The organism is uncultured Chitinibacter sp. (assembly GCF_945957625.1).
GTDB classification, from domain to species: Bacteria; Pseudomonadota; Gammaproteobacteria; order Burkholderiales; family Chitinibacteraceae; genus Chitinibacter; species Chitinibacter tainanensis.
The window spans coordinates 65,654-80,529 of record NZ_CAMFLP010000009.1; the positions used below are offsets into that span (position 1 = coordinate 65,654).

At 59.3% G+C, this 14,876-nt stretch carries 16 protein-coding genes; 11 read left to right on the forward strand and 5 right to left on the reverse strand.

The features are described from left to right. Positions 1-69: 69 nt before the first annotated feature. Positions 70-1,158: a hypothetical protein gene (locus QV747_RS11340; protein WP_273431761.1), complete on the forward strand. Its 1,089-nt coding sequence runs from the start codon at positions 70-72 to the stop codon at positions 1,156-1,158. On the opposite strand, the gene QV747_RS11345 is transcribed toward QV747_RS11340, so the two are convergent. The 3 genes from QV747_RS11345 to QV747_RS11355 all read right to left on the reverse strand — a co-directional run bounded on the left by QV747_RS11345 (position 1,139) and on the right by QV747_RS11355 (position 2,200). Beyond that, positions 1,139-1,501, reverse strand: coding sequence for a GIY-YIG nuclease family protein (locus QV747_RS11345; RefSeq protein WP_273431759.1), 363 nt, complete (start codon positions 1,499-1,501; stop codon positions 1,139-1,141). The genes QV747_RS11340 and QV747_RS11345 overlap by 20 nt on opposite strands. Positions 1,502-1,549: 48 nt before the next feature. Then, complete coding sequence (locus tag QV747_RS11350) at positions 1,550-1,783, reverse strand: hypothetical protein (protein ID WP_273431757.1); 234 nt, start codon at positions 1,781-1,783, stop codon at positions 1,550-1,552. A gap of 132 nt (positions 1,784-1,915) precedes the next feature. Further along, positions 1,916-2,200, reverse strand: a complete 285-nt coding sequence (locus QV747_RS11355; protein WP_028448346.1) for a BON domain-containing protein — start codon at positions 2,198-2,200, stop codon at positions 1,916-1,918. 105 nt (positions 2,201-2,305) lie between these two features. Between QV747_RS11355 and nudC the strand changes: the two genes are divergently transcribed. Further along, complete coding sequence (gene nudC / locus QV747_RS11360) at positions 2,306-3,220, forward strand: NAD(+) diphosphatase (RefSeq protein WP_273431754.1); 915 nt, start codon at positions 2,306-2,308, stop codon at positions 3,218-3,220. Here the strand turns inward: nudC and QV747_RS11365 are convergent. After that, positions 3,217-4,380 carry a benzoate/H(+) symporter BenE family transporter gene (locus tag QV747_RS11365; RefSeq protein ID WP_288791511.1) on the reverse strand — a complete coding sequence of 388 codons (1,164 nt, stop codon included), beginning with the start codon at positions 4,378-4,380 and terminating at the stop codon, positions 3,217-3,219. The genes nudC and QV747_RS11365 overlap by 4 nt on opposite strands. Here QV747_RS11365 and QV747_RS11370 point away from each other — a divergent pair. The 3 genes from QV747_RS11370 (at position 4,379) to QV747_RS11380 (ending at position 6,372) form a co-directional block, all read left to right on the forward strand. Next, the gene (locus QV747_RS11370) at positions 4,379-4,588 is read left to right on the forward strand and encodes a hypothetical protein (protein WP_047391078.1); all 210 of its coding nucleotides are present in this window, start codon (positions 4,379-4,381) and stop codon (positions 4,586-4,588) included. The two genes, QV747_RS11365 and QV747_RS11370, sit on opposite strands and share 2 nt — an antisense overlap. Before the next feature lie 94 nt (positions 4,589-4,682). Next, entirely contained in the window at positions 4,683-5,579 is an 897-nt protein-coding gene (locus tag QV747_RS11375; RefSeq protein ID WP_273431750.1) for a DMT family transporter, read from the forward strand. A 133-nt stretch (positions 5,580-5,712) separates the two neighbouring features. Beyond that, complete coding sequence (locus QV747_RS11380) at positions 5,713-6,372, forward strand: chemotaxis protein CheB (protein WP_051258611.1); 660 nt, start codon at positions 5,713-5,715, stop codon at positions 6,370-6,372. A gap of 80 nt (positions 6,373-6,452) precedes the next feature. On the opposite strand, the gene QV747_RS11385 is transcribed toward QV747_RS11380, so the two are convergent. Continuing rightward, the gene (locus tag QV747_RS11385) at positions 6,453-8,078 is read right to left on the reverse strand and encodes a methyl-accepting chemotaxis protein (RefSeq protein ID WP_273431748.1); all 1,626 of its coding nucleotides are present in this window, start codon (positions 8,076-8,078) and stop codon (positions 6,453-6,455) included. A gap of 112 nt (positions 8,079-8,190) precedes the next feature. On the opposite strand from QV747_RS11385, the gene QV747_RS11390 reads away from it, so the two are divergent. The 6 genes from QV747_RS11390 (at position 8,191) to QV747_RS11415 (ending at position 14,871) form a co-directional block, all read left to right on the forward strand. Beyond that, positions 8,191-8,760 (forward strand): sugar O-acetyltransferase, encoded by a 570-nt coding sequence (locus QV747_RS11390; RefSeq protein WP_051258613.1) that lies wholly within the window; start codon positions 8,191-8,193, stop codon positions 8,758-8,760. Between the two features lie 2 nt (positions 8,761-8,762). Continuing rightward, the gene (locus QV747_RS11395) at positions 8,763-9,716 is read left to right on the forward strand and encodes a hypothetical protein (RefSeq protein ID WP_273431746.1); all 954 of its coding nucleotides are present in this window, start codon (positions 8,763-8,765) and stop codon (positions 9,714-9,716) included. 20 nt (positions 9,717-9,736) lie between these two features. Then, entirely contained in the window at positions 9,737-10,768 is a 1,032-nt protein-coding gene (locus QV747_RS11400; protein WP_273431744.1) for a YbaY family lipoprotein, read from the forward strand. 392 nt (positions 10,769-11,160) lie between these two features. Further along, entirely contained in the window at positions 11,161-12,756 is a 1,596-nt protein-coding gene (locus QV747_RS11405) for an ABC transporter substrate-binding protein (protein WP_047391089.1), read from the forward strand. A gap of 173 nt (positions 12,757-12,929) precedes the next feature. Continuing rightward, entirely contained in the window at positions 12,930-13,940 is a 1,011-nt protein-coding gene (locus QV747_RS11410) for an ABC transporter permease subunit (RefSeq protein ID WP_273431742.1), read from the forward strand. Between the two features lie 4 nt (positions 13,941-13,944). Further along, positions 13,945-14,871: an ABC transporter permease subunit gene (locus tag QV747_RS11415; protein ID WP_028448354.1), complete on the forward strand. Its 927-nt coding sequence runs from the start codon at positions 13,945-13,947 to the stop codon at positions 14,869-14,871. Positions 14,872-14,876: the final 5 nt, after the last annotated feature.

Sequence of the window (14,876 nt, forward strand, 5' to 3'; positions counted from 1 at the left end):
CTGCCTGCATATGACGGGGCACGCCGTTGTTTGCCATCATGGCGACTCACCCACTGCGCTCGAGTCATCATGTTGCATACCCGCCGCCTGTTTACCCTCTGCTTGCTCGCCACACTGAGCGCCGCTAGCGCTGCCGCCCCCCCCAGCTGGCACGGCGTGTGGCGCGGCCAAGTGGGCAGCTATCCGGTCACGGCCTGCCTGCAGGGCGATAATGATCCGCCACTGGGGCTGTATTACTACCACAAGCACCTCAATCCAATTCAGCTGCAAGCGCAAGATGAACACCCCCAAAGCCCAAGCCGCTGGCAAGAAGGAGAAGGCGGCGCACGCTGGCAAGCGGTGGCCGTGGGCAGCGATGGCGTCTTGCGCGGGCAATGGCAGCTCAAGGGCAAGACCCTTGCCATTCAGCTACAGCGGGTGGCCTTTAACGGCGCCGAGCCCTGCCTGAGCGATGCGTTTAATGCCGCGCTGGAAGCCCCACCCAAATTCAAGAGCAAACTCGCCCAATGGCACGGCCAAAGCTATTTGCAAGTGTGGCTAGCCGGCAGCGATAGCGACAATGAATTACGCCGCATCGTAGTTGCTGCCAAACCGGGCGACACGCCCACGCTCACCGCCGAGGTGCGGGCCCGCCTGCTGGCCGACGCCAAAGAGCAGGCCGAATGCATCCGCTATACCCAGCTGTATCATGGGCAGCAAGGCTATCTAAGCCGCACCTCCCGGCCCGAACTGATTACCGCCAGCTGGTATGTCGAAGAAAACAATAGCGGCGACTATTGCGGCGGCGCCCACCCCAATTACGGCACCAGCTACCAAACCTATCGCCGCGGGCAGGCCAAGCCGGTGGAGGTGTGGCGCTGGCTCAATGCCAAAGCCGTGCGGCAAGACGGGCAGTTTTTCAAAATCGAAGCGCCACTCCGCCGGCTGCTAAGCCAAGCTTGGGCAGAGGTACAACAAGAGGGCTGCGAATCGGTCGGCGACGAGACCGAGAGCTGGGATGTGTACCCCACCGCCAACGGGCTCGCGTTTATGCCCTATTTGCCGCACGCCATGTTCGCCTGCACCAATAACGCGGTGATTAGCTACCGCCAGCTCGCACCCTTGCTCAGTAGCGAAGGCCAGGCCGCCATTAACAGCATTAAGGCGGAGCTGCGCTAGCGGGTATTTCCTCTAGTGCACTATCTATACTGGCCTCTAGCCAGATACCCTGGCTATTTTGCTGAAATCGCGCCGCAAATGGCGCAGCAGCGCCGGCCAGCCAGCGCTGCTTTTGCGCCGCACTGAGCTGCTTGATGGCGTATTCAAGCTTCAGCGCCACGCTGCGGCTAATGCAGGGCAAGCTGCGCAGGAGGGCTTCGGGTGGATGGGCGCGGGTGAATTTGGCGCCGGTGCCGGCCTGATGCTGGGCCAGCCGGCGCGCCACATCAATGGCGATGCCGGTATAGAGCCGCCCGCCGCGGCAGCGCAATACATACACTGACCATGGGGCGAGGTCTTTCATGGGGTATTGCTCGCTAGCGCCTATCAAATCAGCCACCAGGCGCAATACCTAGCCGACAATCCGTTCCAGCTCGGCTTCGGGGTGCTCCAGCACCAGCTCTTTTTCACCGGCGCGGCGTGGTGCCCAGTAAACCTTCACCAGGGCTTCTTTTTTGCCCAGCGGGATAAACACATCCAGCACCTTGCCCTTGCGGCCATCCAGCAGACGGGCCGTGGCCGGGGCATAGGTTTGCAGATGATCGCGGCGCAGGCGCACCCATTGTTTGGCTTCGAATTGACTCATGGCAGACGGGGCCAGATAAAAATAGCTCGCCATCATACATCGGCGCGGCACAGCTGCGCTTGAGTGCGCGCGAGCGCCGCGCAAAAACAAAACCCGCCAGCGGCGGGTTTTGGTCAGCTAAGCGGGGTAGGCTTAGTTTTTCGGCATGATGTCGTTGAAGACAAATTTCACGCCTTTGATGCCTTCAGCCAGCATACCGGCTTGGGCCATTTGCTCGCCTTCATCCACTGAGCCAGACAGTTTGACGTCATAAGTGTCGGTGGCTTTAACTTGGATATCGAATTTTTTCAGTGCTGGATCAGCATCGATTGCGGCCTTGGCTTTCATCGCCAAGCAGCCCCATACGCAAGCGTCTGAAGCGTGAGCGGTATTCAAAGCAGCAAAGGCCACCAGGGCCAGCAGGGCAGAACGTTTCATTGTTATCTCTCAATCAGTCGGAACGATCGCCCAGAGCGGGCGGGGCAATGGCGGCAATCTTAAGTGCCGTAGATGACAAATGTGTTTAAAGCAGATGAACTTAGTATGACAAGCCACAGCCGGCAGCAACATTGCCACAGCCCCGGCCGCGCTTGGTACACTGATTCACCTTGCCCCGCCGCCCTTGCGAGCCTGCCCATGCTGCCCGACGATTTTCAGCCCGCACATACCCCCATTACGCATCTACTGCCAGAACACATCATCATTGCCCTGCAGGGCGATACCCTGCTGTGCAGCGCTGAGGGTTTGCCCACCGCCAGCGCTTTGGCCCACCTCGCCGCGCCCGAGCGGGCGCAGATCATCGGTCATTGGCAGCAGCGGCCGGTGGTGCTGGCGCAATGGCCAGCAACTACAGCCATCCCGGCAGGCCTAGAAGCCCTCGACTTGCGCGCCAGCTACGGTCTGCTCAGTGAAGATGAATGGCTATTGGCGGGGCGGGCGAGCCAGATTGCCACCTTCTACCGCACTCACCAGCACTGCGGGGTGTGCGGGCACGCCACCACGTCGCTGGCGGAGGAAGTGGCCTGCGGCTGCCCGGCCTGCGGGCATCGGGTATGGCCGCGGGTGTCGCCGGCGGTGATGGTACTGATTCGCCGCGAAGTGGCCGGCCAAACCGAGCTCTTGCTCGCCCGCTCACCCGGCTTTCGCCCCGGCGTGTATAGCGCGCTGGCCGGCTTTGTGGAACCCGGCGAGAGCCTGGAGCAATGCGCGCATCGCGAGGTGCTGGAAGAAGTAGGCGTGCGGATTCGCCATCTGCGCTGGTTTGGCAGCCAAAGCTGGTCGTTTCCACATTCGCTGATGCTGGCCTTTGTGGCCGACTATGCCGAGGGTGACATCCGCTGCCAGCCCGGCGAGATCGAAGACGCGCAATGGTATCCGCTCAGCGCCCTGCCCGAGTTACCCAGCCGCTATAGCCTGGCCTATCGACTGATTCAGAGCGTATTGCCCGCTGCGACTTAGGCTTTCTTGCGCAGCACCAGCGCCGCCACGCCGCCGGCGAGCAAGCCCCAGAAGGCCGAGCCAATCCCAAATACCGTCAGACCCGAGGCGGTGACCAGAAAAGTCACCATCGCCGCTTCGCGGTGCAGATCATCCCGCATCGCCAGCGCCAGGCCATTGCCGATGATATTGAGCAGCGCCAAGCCAGCCACGATCATAATCAAGGCGGCCGGCAAGGCCGCAAACAGCGCCGCCACCGTGGCGCCGAATATCCCGATCAGCAGATAAAACACCCCAGCTGCCACCGCCGCCACATAACGTTTTTCGGGCGCTTCGTGCGCATCTTTGCCCATGCAAATGGCAGCCGTAATTGCGGCCAGATTGATGGCAAATGCGCCAAAGGGCGCCAACACGATGGTGGTGAGGCCCGTCCAACTAATAATCGGCGAAATCGGCGGGCGAAAGCCATTGGCGTGTAGCACCGTCACTCCGGGGATATTTTGCGAGGCCATGGTCACCATAAACAGCGGCAAAGCCACGCTGGCCACGGCCGACCAGCTTAGGCTAGGGCTTACCCACACTGGCTGCGCCAGCGCCAGCTGCATACCCCCCATATGTAACTGCCCCTGTACCGCACTGCAAATTACGCCGGCGAGCAATACCCCTAGAATGGCATAGCGCGGCTGCCAGCGGCGCAGCAGCAAATAGGCCGCCAACATACTCAAGCCCAAGGCCAATTGCGTGCCCAGCGCCTGAAAAGCGCCCAAGCCAAATTTCAGCAAGACCCCGGCCAGCATGGCCGAGGCCAGGCTCATCGGTACCCGTTGCATCGCCCGTTCAAACCAGCCCGTTACGCCCACCAGCACAATCAGCGCGCCACAAAGCATAAACGCCCCCACCGCTTCCGGCAGGCTGATACCCGACACCGACGTCACCAGCAGCGCTGCACCGGGCGTTGACCATGCCGTCACCACCGGCACGCGGTAGCGCAAGGATAAGCCAATACAGGTGAGGCCCATCGCCAGCCCCAGCGCCCACATCCAAGACGCCGTTTGCGCTGGCGTGGCCGCTAAGGCCTGCGCTGCCTGAAACACAATCACGGCCGAGCTAGTAAAACCCACCAACACCGTAACCAGCCCCGCCACTACGGCGGAGAGTGAAATATCGTGCCACCAGCGCATGCGCAAGATCCGAACAGGGAAAACGGCATTGTGCGCTGCCGGTGGGGCGCTCGGCAAATCCAGTTGGCTGGCCAACAACTCGTTACAGTTCACCCAATTGACGCCTTACGCCCTGCGCAGGCAAGATGAAGGCATGAAAGCCCATAGCACTTACATTATTGCCCTTCATGCCCACGCAGCAGCCTGGCTAGCCGTGCTCGCACGCTAGCGCTCGCCCTTGCTGTGGCCACGCGCTTGTCACCCTGACCGCGCCGGCCACCTGCCCCACTCCCGACGCGGTTGTTTCGCTTAAGGAGCTCTGTATGCCGCAATTGTCCATGTCTTTGCGCCCCGCCCAAGTTGGTTTTATTTTGGCTTTGCTGGCCTCAACCGGATTTGCCGCCAAGGCCATCTTTGCCAAGCTGGCTTATCGCTACGGCGTAGATGCCGTCACCATGGTGACGATCCGCATGTTGCTCTCGGTGGTACTACTGGTGGGTATCCGCCTGTGGCGCACAGAAACCGGCGCTCCGCTGACTATACCCCAGAAATTATGGCTTATTGCGCTGGGGGTAGTGGGTTATTACCTGTCTAGCCTGCTCGATTTCATTGGCTTGCAAACGGTAAGCGCCAGTCTGGAGCGGCTGATCTTGTGTCTGTACCCCACCCTGACCGTGCTGATCAGCGCCGCGCTGCAACGAAGCCGCATTCCCGGCCGCATCTGGCTGGTGATGCTGGTGACCTATCTGGGCATTGTGCTGGTATTGGGGCCAGATTTGTATCACGCTCGCGCCGACTGGTTTGGCGTGCTGTGCGTGGCACTCAGCGCCACCACTTTTGCTCTGTATATGAGTTTCAGTCCGCGGGTGATTCAGGCGGTGGGCAGCATGCGCTTTACCGAATTGGCGCTGGGCGTGTCTTGCCTGGCGATTGTGGCGCATTTTGCCCTGACCCGCCCATGGAGTGATTTGCAGCAGCCCGCGCCGGTGTGGGGCTATGGCTTATTGATGGCGCTGTTTTCGACTGTGTTGCCGATCTACGCCACCAGTGCGGCCATGCAGCGCATTGGCGGCGCTAAAACAGCGCTGATCGGCAGCTTTGGGCCGGTGCTGACGATTATCTTCGGGCTGGGCATCCTGGGCGAAGTGCTCACCCCTTTGCAATGGCTGGGGGCTGCTGTGGTGCTGTTTGGCGTCAGTCTGGTGAATAAAAAGGATTAAGGATGTCGATGGTTTTGCAGCGCCGCAAGGCTGAATCTGCTATCACGAAAGCACCTCTACTTAATGCGGCGCAAGCCATCGATCCCAGCATGCGGGTTGCCCTAGTCCGTGATTATTTTGCCGGAGCGTGTGTATGACGCATCTGGCCATGAATGAGCGCCTGAACGCGCCCAAGCTCGATGCCGATGCCATCTTGCCGCGGCCCGATCCGCTCGCGCGCCTGCCGGTGACGCCTAAGCTGATCGCCATTGGCACGTCCACCGGAGGGACGCAGGCGCTGGAAGCCATTCTGCCCAAACTGAAACGCAATTGCCCCGGCATTGTGATCGTGCAGCACATGCCGGAAAAATACACCGCCAGCTTCGCCCAGCGCCTGAATGGCCTGTGTGAAATCGAAGTACGGGAAGCACGCCCGCGTGATCGGGTGCAACCGGGGCTGGCGTTGATCGCCCCTGGCGGCAAGCATCTGGTCGTGCAGCGCGCCGGTTCGCAGTATTTTGTAGATGTGGTGAATGGCCCGCTGGTAACACGCCATCGCCCCTCGGTGGACGTGCTATTTCGCTCGGCCGCCAATGCCGCTGGGCGCAATGCGGTGGGCTATATCTTGACCGGTATGGGCGACGATGGCGCCAAAGGTCTGCGCGAGATGTTCGATTGCGGCGCCATGACCTATGCCCAGAATGAGGCCAGCTGTGTGGTCTTTGGCATGCCCAAAGAAGCCGTACGGCTGGGCGCGACCAAAGAGCTGATCGCCCTGGATCAGGTGGCGGCGTCGATCATGCGCTATGGCTAGCCGTCAGCATTGTGCGTGTCGCCACCCAATAAAAACCGCGCCGTAGCGCGGTTTTTATTACTGCGAGAGTTGCAGAGCGCTTAAATCACCCTGAAGCGCTGCACGGTTTGCGCAAGCTGGCTGGACATATTCTCCAGCCGGCTGATCGAATCGACCATATTGCGCACAGCCACCGAGTTTTCTTCGGCCATTTGCGCGATTTGCTCGACATTGACCGCAATATCGCGCGCCGCCGCCCGCTGCTCCTGTACCTGCTCGCTAATCCCAAATACCGACTCCACTACGCTGCTGCTGCTGTCGTTAATGCGGGTAATACTATCGCTCGCCTGATTGGCCAATTGCAGCCCTTCGCTGACCCGGCGAGTGCCATTGCTCATCCGCGCCACGGCATCACCGGCGCTAGACTGAATCGCATTCACCATCGAGGTAATCTGCGTGGCAGATTGCGTAGTACGCTCGGCCAACTTGCGCACTTCATCGGCCACCACCGCAAAGCCGCGGCCCATATCGCCGGCACGCGCCGCTTCAATGGCGGCATTGAGTGCCAGCAAATTGGTTTGGTCGGCCACATCTTTAATCACCACCACAATGCTGCCGATTTCTTCGATGCGCTGACCCAGCTCGGTAATCTGCTGCGCCGCACCGCTCACTTCACCGGAAATGGCCTGCATTTCGCGCGTGGCCGCCACCACATCCTGGCTACCGACTTGCGCTTGCTGGCCAGCATCGCGAGCCCGCTGCTCGGCATCAACCGAGTTATGCGCCACCTGATCCATGCTGACGCTCATTTCTTCCACCGCAGCGGCCATATTGCTCGCAGCCGCCGATTGCGCATCAGTACCGCCATGAATCTGCTGCGAGGCTTGGCTCAAGGTGCGGGCCGTGCCGGCCACATCTTGGGCATTGTCACGAATCTGCCGGATAATCTGGGTAAGGTTATCCTGCATTTTTTTCAGCGCACCCAGCAACACGCCGATTTCATCCTTGCCAATGCGCTGCGCCCGCCAATCGTGGGTAAGATCGCCAGCCGCGATTTTCTCGGCCACACTGCTGGCCGTCGCCAGTGAGCCAATCACCTGATTGGCAATCAGCGCCGCAAATACTAGGCCCGCCACAATCGCGATGATGGCCGTGACCACAATCACGGTGTGGGCAGCGCCGCTGGTGCGGCCCATGCTGGCCTTGCCCTGCTCCATCATTTCGCCCTGCTGTTTGCCCAGTTGCAGCACCGCATTGCGATATTCATTACTCACCTTGGCGTAGGTGGTGTTGATAAAGGTCGCTCCCACCGCACGGTCGAGTTTCAGCTGGCTGATCAGCGTGGCTTTTTGCTTATCCATCGCCGCATTGGCACGCTCTACTTCGGCCAGCAAGGTTTTCGCTTGCGCATCCAGTGGCATGGCTTTGAGTTTGGCAATCGCCGCTTCTTCCTGATCAGCCTCTTGGGTGATCACGGCGATGATCTTTTCCATCTCTTCAAAATTTTCGGCCAGCGCCGCATTGCGGAACAAGAGATCCGTGTTGTAGGCCTGAATAATCAGGTCCTGCGTCACCACCACCGCCGGATAGCGCTCACCCACCAGCTCTTCGATCTTGCCACTGATGCTCTGCAAGCTATACAAAGCCGCAGCCGCCAGCACCACCAACAAGCCCAGCACCAAGCCAAATCCGGCCATTAATCGTGTTTTCACACCCCAGTTATTCATGCTTATGCTCCCTCTCTGGTGGTAAAAATTCACCCGTCTTACAAGCTTAGTTGGCTTATACTTTAGGACAACAACTATAACCTATATCACAAAATTCTAATGGGAGGCTGGCATGACCGCTGAAACGGTGAAATTTGGCTTTAACGACATCGGAAAACGCAACTTGTCAGCCGAATTTGCCCTGATTGCCCAGTACAACGCGCTCAGCTACGAACAAAAAGACGAAAAGAATGCCCTGCTGCGGCAGATTTTTGCCGAAGCGGAAGAAGTCATTTTCCAGGGTAAGCTCAATATCGTGGGTGGTCAGCTGATCCGGCTGGGGCGCAAAGTATTTATCAATCACGGGGTGGAAATCGCCGCCGCCGCGCCCATCACGATTGGCCACCACACCCTGATTGGCCCCCATGTGCAAATCCAGACCGGCACGCATCCGGTCGACCCCACCGAGCGCCAACGCTGGGCCTTCTGGGCCAAGCCGATCAGCATTGGCCAGAATGTCTGGATTGGCGCTAGCGCCATCATCTGCCCCGGCGTCACGATCGGTGATCATTGCGTGATTGGTGCTGGCAGCGTGGTGACCCGCGATGTGCCGCCGTGCTCTTTGGTGCTGGGCAACCCCGCGCAGGTCGTAAAAGCGCTGACGCCGCCCGACGAAGCCACGCTCTACGAGCTCAACCCCTAAACATGCTGGGCATCCTCAAACAATGGCTGGGGCGCACCCCCGCCCCGCCCAGCGCCGACCCGGCTCTGATTGATCAGCTGGTCGAGCTGGCCGCGCCGCAGGTGAAATTGGCGCGTAAATACCAGCAACGCCTTGGGCCGTATGTGCATTGGGCCGAAGAGCACGCTGCCCGCTTTACCGCCCAATGGCCGCCAGCGCTGCGGCTGGATGCCGAACACTGGCGACAGCACCGGCTGTTGCAATTACTGTTTGCCAATCCGGCCCGGATGGGCGAGCTGATTGGCGAACATCCCGCCCTGCATGCCTGGTTTGCCGCGCATCCGCTGGCCGATGAAACCGTGGTGGTGTTTACCGCCGATATTCAGCGCAAACACAGCTTTGGCATGGTGGAAGAAGGCGGGCAGATTCGCCAAGATGTCGCGCAACAGCGATTGCAATTTGGTCATTACCGGATCAGCAGCGCGGTTGAGTCACTCGCCGCCTTGCAAGCAGCGGGCCCGCGCCGGCTGCTGGAAGTCGTGGCGCAACAAGCCAGCTTCGCGCTCACGCAGCTGGGGCAGGAAAAACAAGCCCTGGAAGAAGCGCTGCTGAATGCCCGCACCATGCTGCGCATGGCCAGCCCGCACAGCGCGGACTACGACAAGCAACAAGCGCGAATTGCCGAGCTCACGGCCCAGCTGCAGGCCAATGCCAGCGCCCGCAGCCCCGATGCCCAGTGCGAGCGACTAATCGCCGAGCTGGCCGCCACACCCGATTTACTGACCCTGCAAACCGAAACGCTGGCGGTCGACCCGCTAGGCGTGATCGACAGTGGCATGGGCGATGAGCAAACCATCGAATTAAGCGAAATCGTGCTGCACGGCGAGCCACCTGTGCGCAAACTACTGCAAATATTGATTATCCCGCGCAGCCTGCTGCAAACCCCAGCCGCCCCGCTGCCCGACGTCCGCTTTTAAGCGCCCTACTGGATACGCCGATGAAAACCTGTTTACTCTGGGCCAGCTTACTGCTGGCCGCACCAAGCTGGGCCCAACTGCCCGCGGAAGCCATTTACCGCTGCGCCGAAGGCGAAGTCTTTCAATTACAGCACCAGCCTAATGGCGTGCGCCTGTGGCGCGGCCTGTATCAGCCGGTGAAAGACGGCAGCCGTTTGAACCTCGCCAGCACTGCAGCGGGCGAATTTAGCGATGGTGAATATCGGCTCCACAGTACCGAACAAACGCTCAGCCTGTTTCGCCAAGCGCAGCCACTGGGCAGCGATTGCCGCCCAGCCCCACAAGATGAGCCAGTCAACCCGGTGCGCGACGCCGCCAGCGGGATTGTGTTTGTGCCGCCCGAGCGCTGGTTAGCGCAAGAAGTGAAGCTCACCGCCACATCAGGCAGCGAGCTACCCGCCGATGCGGCAGCCGCCCTGCAACGCCTGAGCTATTGGTATCAAGCCGCCGATGGCCGCCGCAGCCCGCTACTGACGCTCACGGTTTATCCCGGCTCAGTCAGCCCCTTGCCCAATGGCCCGGCCGACAGCATGGCGCTGGGCACCGATACCCAGCGGGTGTATTACGCCAAAATCAAACTACCATCTACATTCGCAGCCAATACCCCAGAAGATGCACGCCTACAGGCTTTGCGCCTGACCGAAGCCGAATTACGGCAAGCATTTTCAATGTATGGCGTGGTGGTAAATCGGGCGGTTGAAACCGTCACCGTCATTCCCAGCTGGCTGGAACGTAATCTGCGCCCCGGCGCGCTGCAAAGGGTGGAATTGCGCGAGCTCACTGGCCAAGGGCTAGGGCAACGCATCGCGGTACAAGAGCGTGTGCTGGAGCGCGGCAACCCCATCCCGCTCACACTGCGCTTTGACCCAGCGGCCATTAACCCCAAACTGCAGTACGTAGTGCAGGCGCAGCTGCTGCAAAACGGCCGCGTGGTCATGCAAAGCGAAACGGCTGCCGTATTAACGCAACAACACGGCCGCGAAGCGCGCGTATTGCTGAAATCCCTAAGATAGGGAATATTAGAAATTTCATACAAAGCACTGCCTGTCAAGACATAGCTCTAGCTCGTTTTGGCAGGCACAGCAGCGCCGCGCAAGACGCTGAAACTAAAGCTTTTTCTGTATTCTGTACCCGCCGCATTCCTGCCCGCACGCCCAACTGTACTGCTTACGCCCCCACTTTGGCACAACTGTAGCCCGCGCTAACTACCTGATCAGTGAGGGATTTACCGAATGTTTTGCCGTGCGCGCCCTCACTAGGATGCTGAGGCAAACCTCAAAAAAACCGCCTACATTGCAGTGCAATCAGGCCGCGGGCAACTTACCCGCAGAACAAACAGGCTTGCCATACGCATAACACGTCATCAACACCATCACGTCTTTGCCTCATTTGTGGAGAAAGCAAAATGAATTTCAAGATGCGCAACTGGGTTCTGGGTAGCGCCGTTGCCCTGCTGGCCGGTACTGCCAGCGCGGCCGGTACTCTGATTTATTGTTCGGAAGGCAGCCCAACTGGCTTTGACCCTTCGCGCCAAGTGACCGGCACCGACTTTGATGCTTCGGCTGAAACCATGTTCAACCGTCTGGTTGAATTTGCCCCTGGCTCAACGCAAGTACGCCCGGGCCTGGCGGAAAAATGGGAAGTCAGCGCCGACAACCTGACCTACACCTTCACCCTGCGCAAAGGCGTGAAATTCCACACCACCAGCTACTTCAAACCAACGCGTGAATTCAACGCCGATGACGTGGTGTTTACCTTCAAACGCCTGACCGACAAAAACTTCCCGTTCAATAAAGCGGCCCCAAGCGATTTCCCATATGCCTCTGACATGGCGATGGATACCAATCTGGTCGCGATCGAGAAAGTGGATCCCTATACCGTACGCATGAAGCTGAAAGCGGTTGATGCGGCCTTCCTGCAAAACTTGGCGATGTCGTTTGCTTCGATTCACTCGGCTGAATACGCCGAGGGCCTGTTGAAAGCGGGCAAAGCCGCCAATATCAACACCCAGCCCATCGGTACCGGCCCGTTTGTGTTCCGCTCATTCCAGAAAGACGCCAATATCCGCTATGACGCGAATAAAGACTTCTGGCGCAAAGGCGATGTGAAGCTCGATAAACTGATTTTCGCGATCACGCCCGATGCATCTGTGCGCTATCAGAAGCTGCAAAAAGGTGAGTGCCATGTGATGGCCTACCCGAAACCGGCCGATCTGAAAGCCATGCAAACCAATCCGAAGCTGAACGTGCCAAGCCAACCGGCCTTCAATACCGGCTGGCTGAGCTACAACGTGAGCCGCAAGCCATTCGATAAGCTGGAAGTGCGCCAAGCGCTGGATATGGCCATCAACAAGAAAGCCATTATCGATGCAGTATTCCAAGGTGCCGCGCAACCGGCTACCAACCCAATGCCACCAACCCAATGGTCGTACAACAAAACGCTGAAAGATGCGCCAATGGATGTGGAAAAAGCCAAAGCGCTGCTGAAAAAAGCCGGCATCGCGGAAGGCACCGAGATCACCCTGTGGGCCATGCCAGTACAGCGCCCGTACAACCCGAACGCCAAGCTGATGGCCGAAATGATCCAGAACGACTGGGCGAAGATAGGCATCAAAGCCAAGATCGTGACTTACGAATGGGGTGAGTACATCAAACGCGCCAAAGCAGGTGAACACGACACCATGCTGATCGGCTGGACCGGCGACAATGGCGATCCAGACAACTGGCTGGGCGTGAATCTGGGTTGCGAAGCCGTGGGCGGCAACAACTACGCGCGCTGGTGCAATAAGGAATTTGACGATCTGATCGTAAAAGGCCGCAGCACCACCAATCAGGCGGAACGCGTGAAGCTGTACGAAAAAGCGCAAACCATCTTCAAACGTGAAGTACCTTGGACCACCATCGCGCACTCAACGGTATATCAGCCAATGCGCAAAGAAGTACAAGGCTTCAAGATCAGCCCATTTGGTCTGAATTCGTTCTACGGCGTGAGCCTGAAGTAAGCCCTTGGGCGGTGCCGCTTCGGCGGCATCGCCCATACCCACTGGCGGTACTAGCCGCTAAGCATCTGCACCATTAGTCTGCCGAGCTATACCCCAATAATAATCTCGCCGGCTGGCTGTTTCCGATTTCCACCCGATGTAGCGGGCTGCCCCAGCTACAGGGGAGAGTTTCTATGCTGAGTTTTATTCTGCGCCGCATTGCCGTGGTGATTCCGACCTTCCTCGGCGTCACCCTGCTGGCCTTCGCGCTGATTCACATGATTCCGGGCGACCCGGTCTTGGTGATGATGGGCGAGCGACAAATCGATCCCGAATTTTATGCCTCGGCGCTCAAAAGGCTGGGGCTGGATCAGCCCTTATACGTGCAATATTGGCACTATCTGCTCAATTTGCTGCACGGCGATTTTGGCACGTCCATCGTCTCGAACGAGCCGGTGATTCGCGAGTTTCTAACGCTGTTTCCCGCCACGCTGGAGCTCTCGCTCTGTGCAATGATCTTCGCCTGTTTGCTCGGCCTGCCAGCCGGTATGCTGGCAGCCACACGCCGCGGCACGATTGTTGATCACGTCACCATGGGCAGCGCGCTCACTGGGTATTCGATGCCGATTTTCTGGTGGGGCCTGATCCTGATCATGCTGTTTTCGGTGTCGCTGGGCTGGACACCGGTCTCGGGCCGGATTTCCCTTGAATACGATATTCCGCCAGTCACCGGCTTTATGCTGATCGACACCCTGCTCTCCGGTGAAGAAGGCTCGTTCAAATCCGCCGCCCACCATCTGATCTTGCCAGCGATTGTGCTAGGCACGATTCCGATGGCGGTGATTGCGCGGATGACCCGCTCCGCCATGCTGGAAGTGCTGCGCGAAGATTACATCCGCACCGCACGGGCCAAAGGCCTGTCGCGCGGACGCATCGTGATTGTGCATGCCCTGCGCAATGCGCTGATGCCGGTGGTGACGGTGATTGGTCTGCAAATCGGTACCCTACTGGCTGGCGCCGTGCTGACCGAAACGATTTTCTCGTGGCCAGGCATTGGTAAATGGCTGATCGATTCGATCTCGCGCCGCGATTATCCGGTCGTTCAGGGCGGGATCTTGCTGATCGCGACCATGGTTATTTCTGTCAACCTGCTGGTGGACATCCTGTACGGGGTGATCAATCCACGCATCCGCCACGCGAGGTAAGTGTATGTCGACCCCTAGTAATCTCACTGCGGCCGATCAGGCCGCCAATGCCGCGGCGCTGAGCTATCCATCGCCGCTGAAAGAATTCTGGCAATCGTTCAGCGCCAATCGGGGCGCTCTGATCGCACTGATATTTTTTGCCGCACTGGTGCTGGCCGCGATTCTGGCCGGTGTCTTGGCGCCACATTCGCCCACCGAGCAATATCGCGAGCATTTGCTCACCCCACCGGCCTGGGTACAGGGCGGTAGCCTGCAATTTTTGCTGGGTACCGATGAGCTGGGCCGCGATATTCTGTCGCGCCTGATGCATGGCGCCCGTTTAAGCCTGATGATCGGCGTGGTCTCGGTGGTGCTCTCGATGCTGCCGGGGATTGTGCTGGGCCTGCTGGCGGCGTTTTACCCTACATGGCTGGGCAACGGCATTATGCGCGCCATGGACATCATGCTGGCGCTGCCTTCGCTCTTACTGGCCGTGGCGGTCGTCGCGGTGCTGGGGCCGGGGCTGGTGAATACCATGCTGGCGATTGCGATTGTGTCACTGCCATCGTATGTGCGGCTGGCGCGCGCTTCGGCCATGACCGAGCTCAACAAGGATTACGTGGTTGCCAGCCAGCTGGCCGGCGCCGGTAAATTGCGCCTGATGTTCAATACCGTGTTGCCCAACTGCATGGCCCCGCTGATTGTGCAGGGCACGCTGGGCTTTTCTTCGGCCATTCTGGATGCGGCTGCGCTGGGCTTTCTGGGTCTGGGCGCGCAACCACCACTACCGGAATGGGGCACGATGCTGGCCTCGGCGCGCGATTACATCGACAGCGCCTGGTGGGTAGTCACCATGCCCGGGCTGACGATTCTGTTTACCGTGATTGCCCTGAATCTGCTGGGCGACGGGCTGCGCGATGCGCTCGATCCGAAACTGAAAAAACTGGCGTGAGGCGC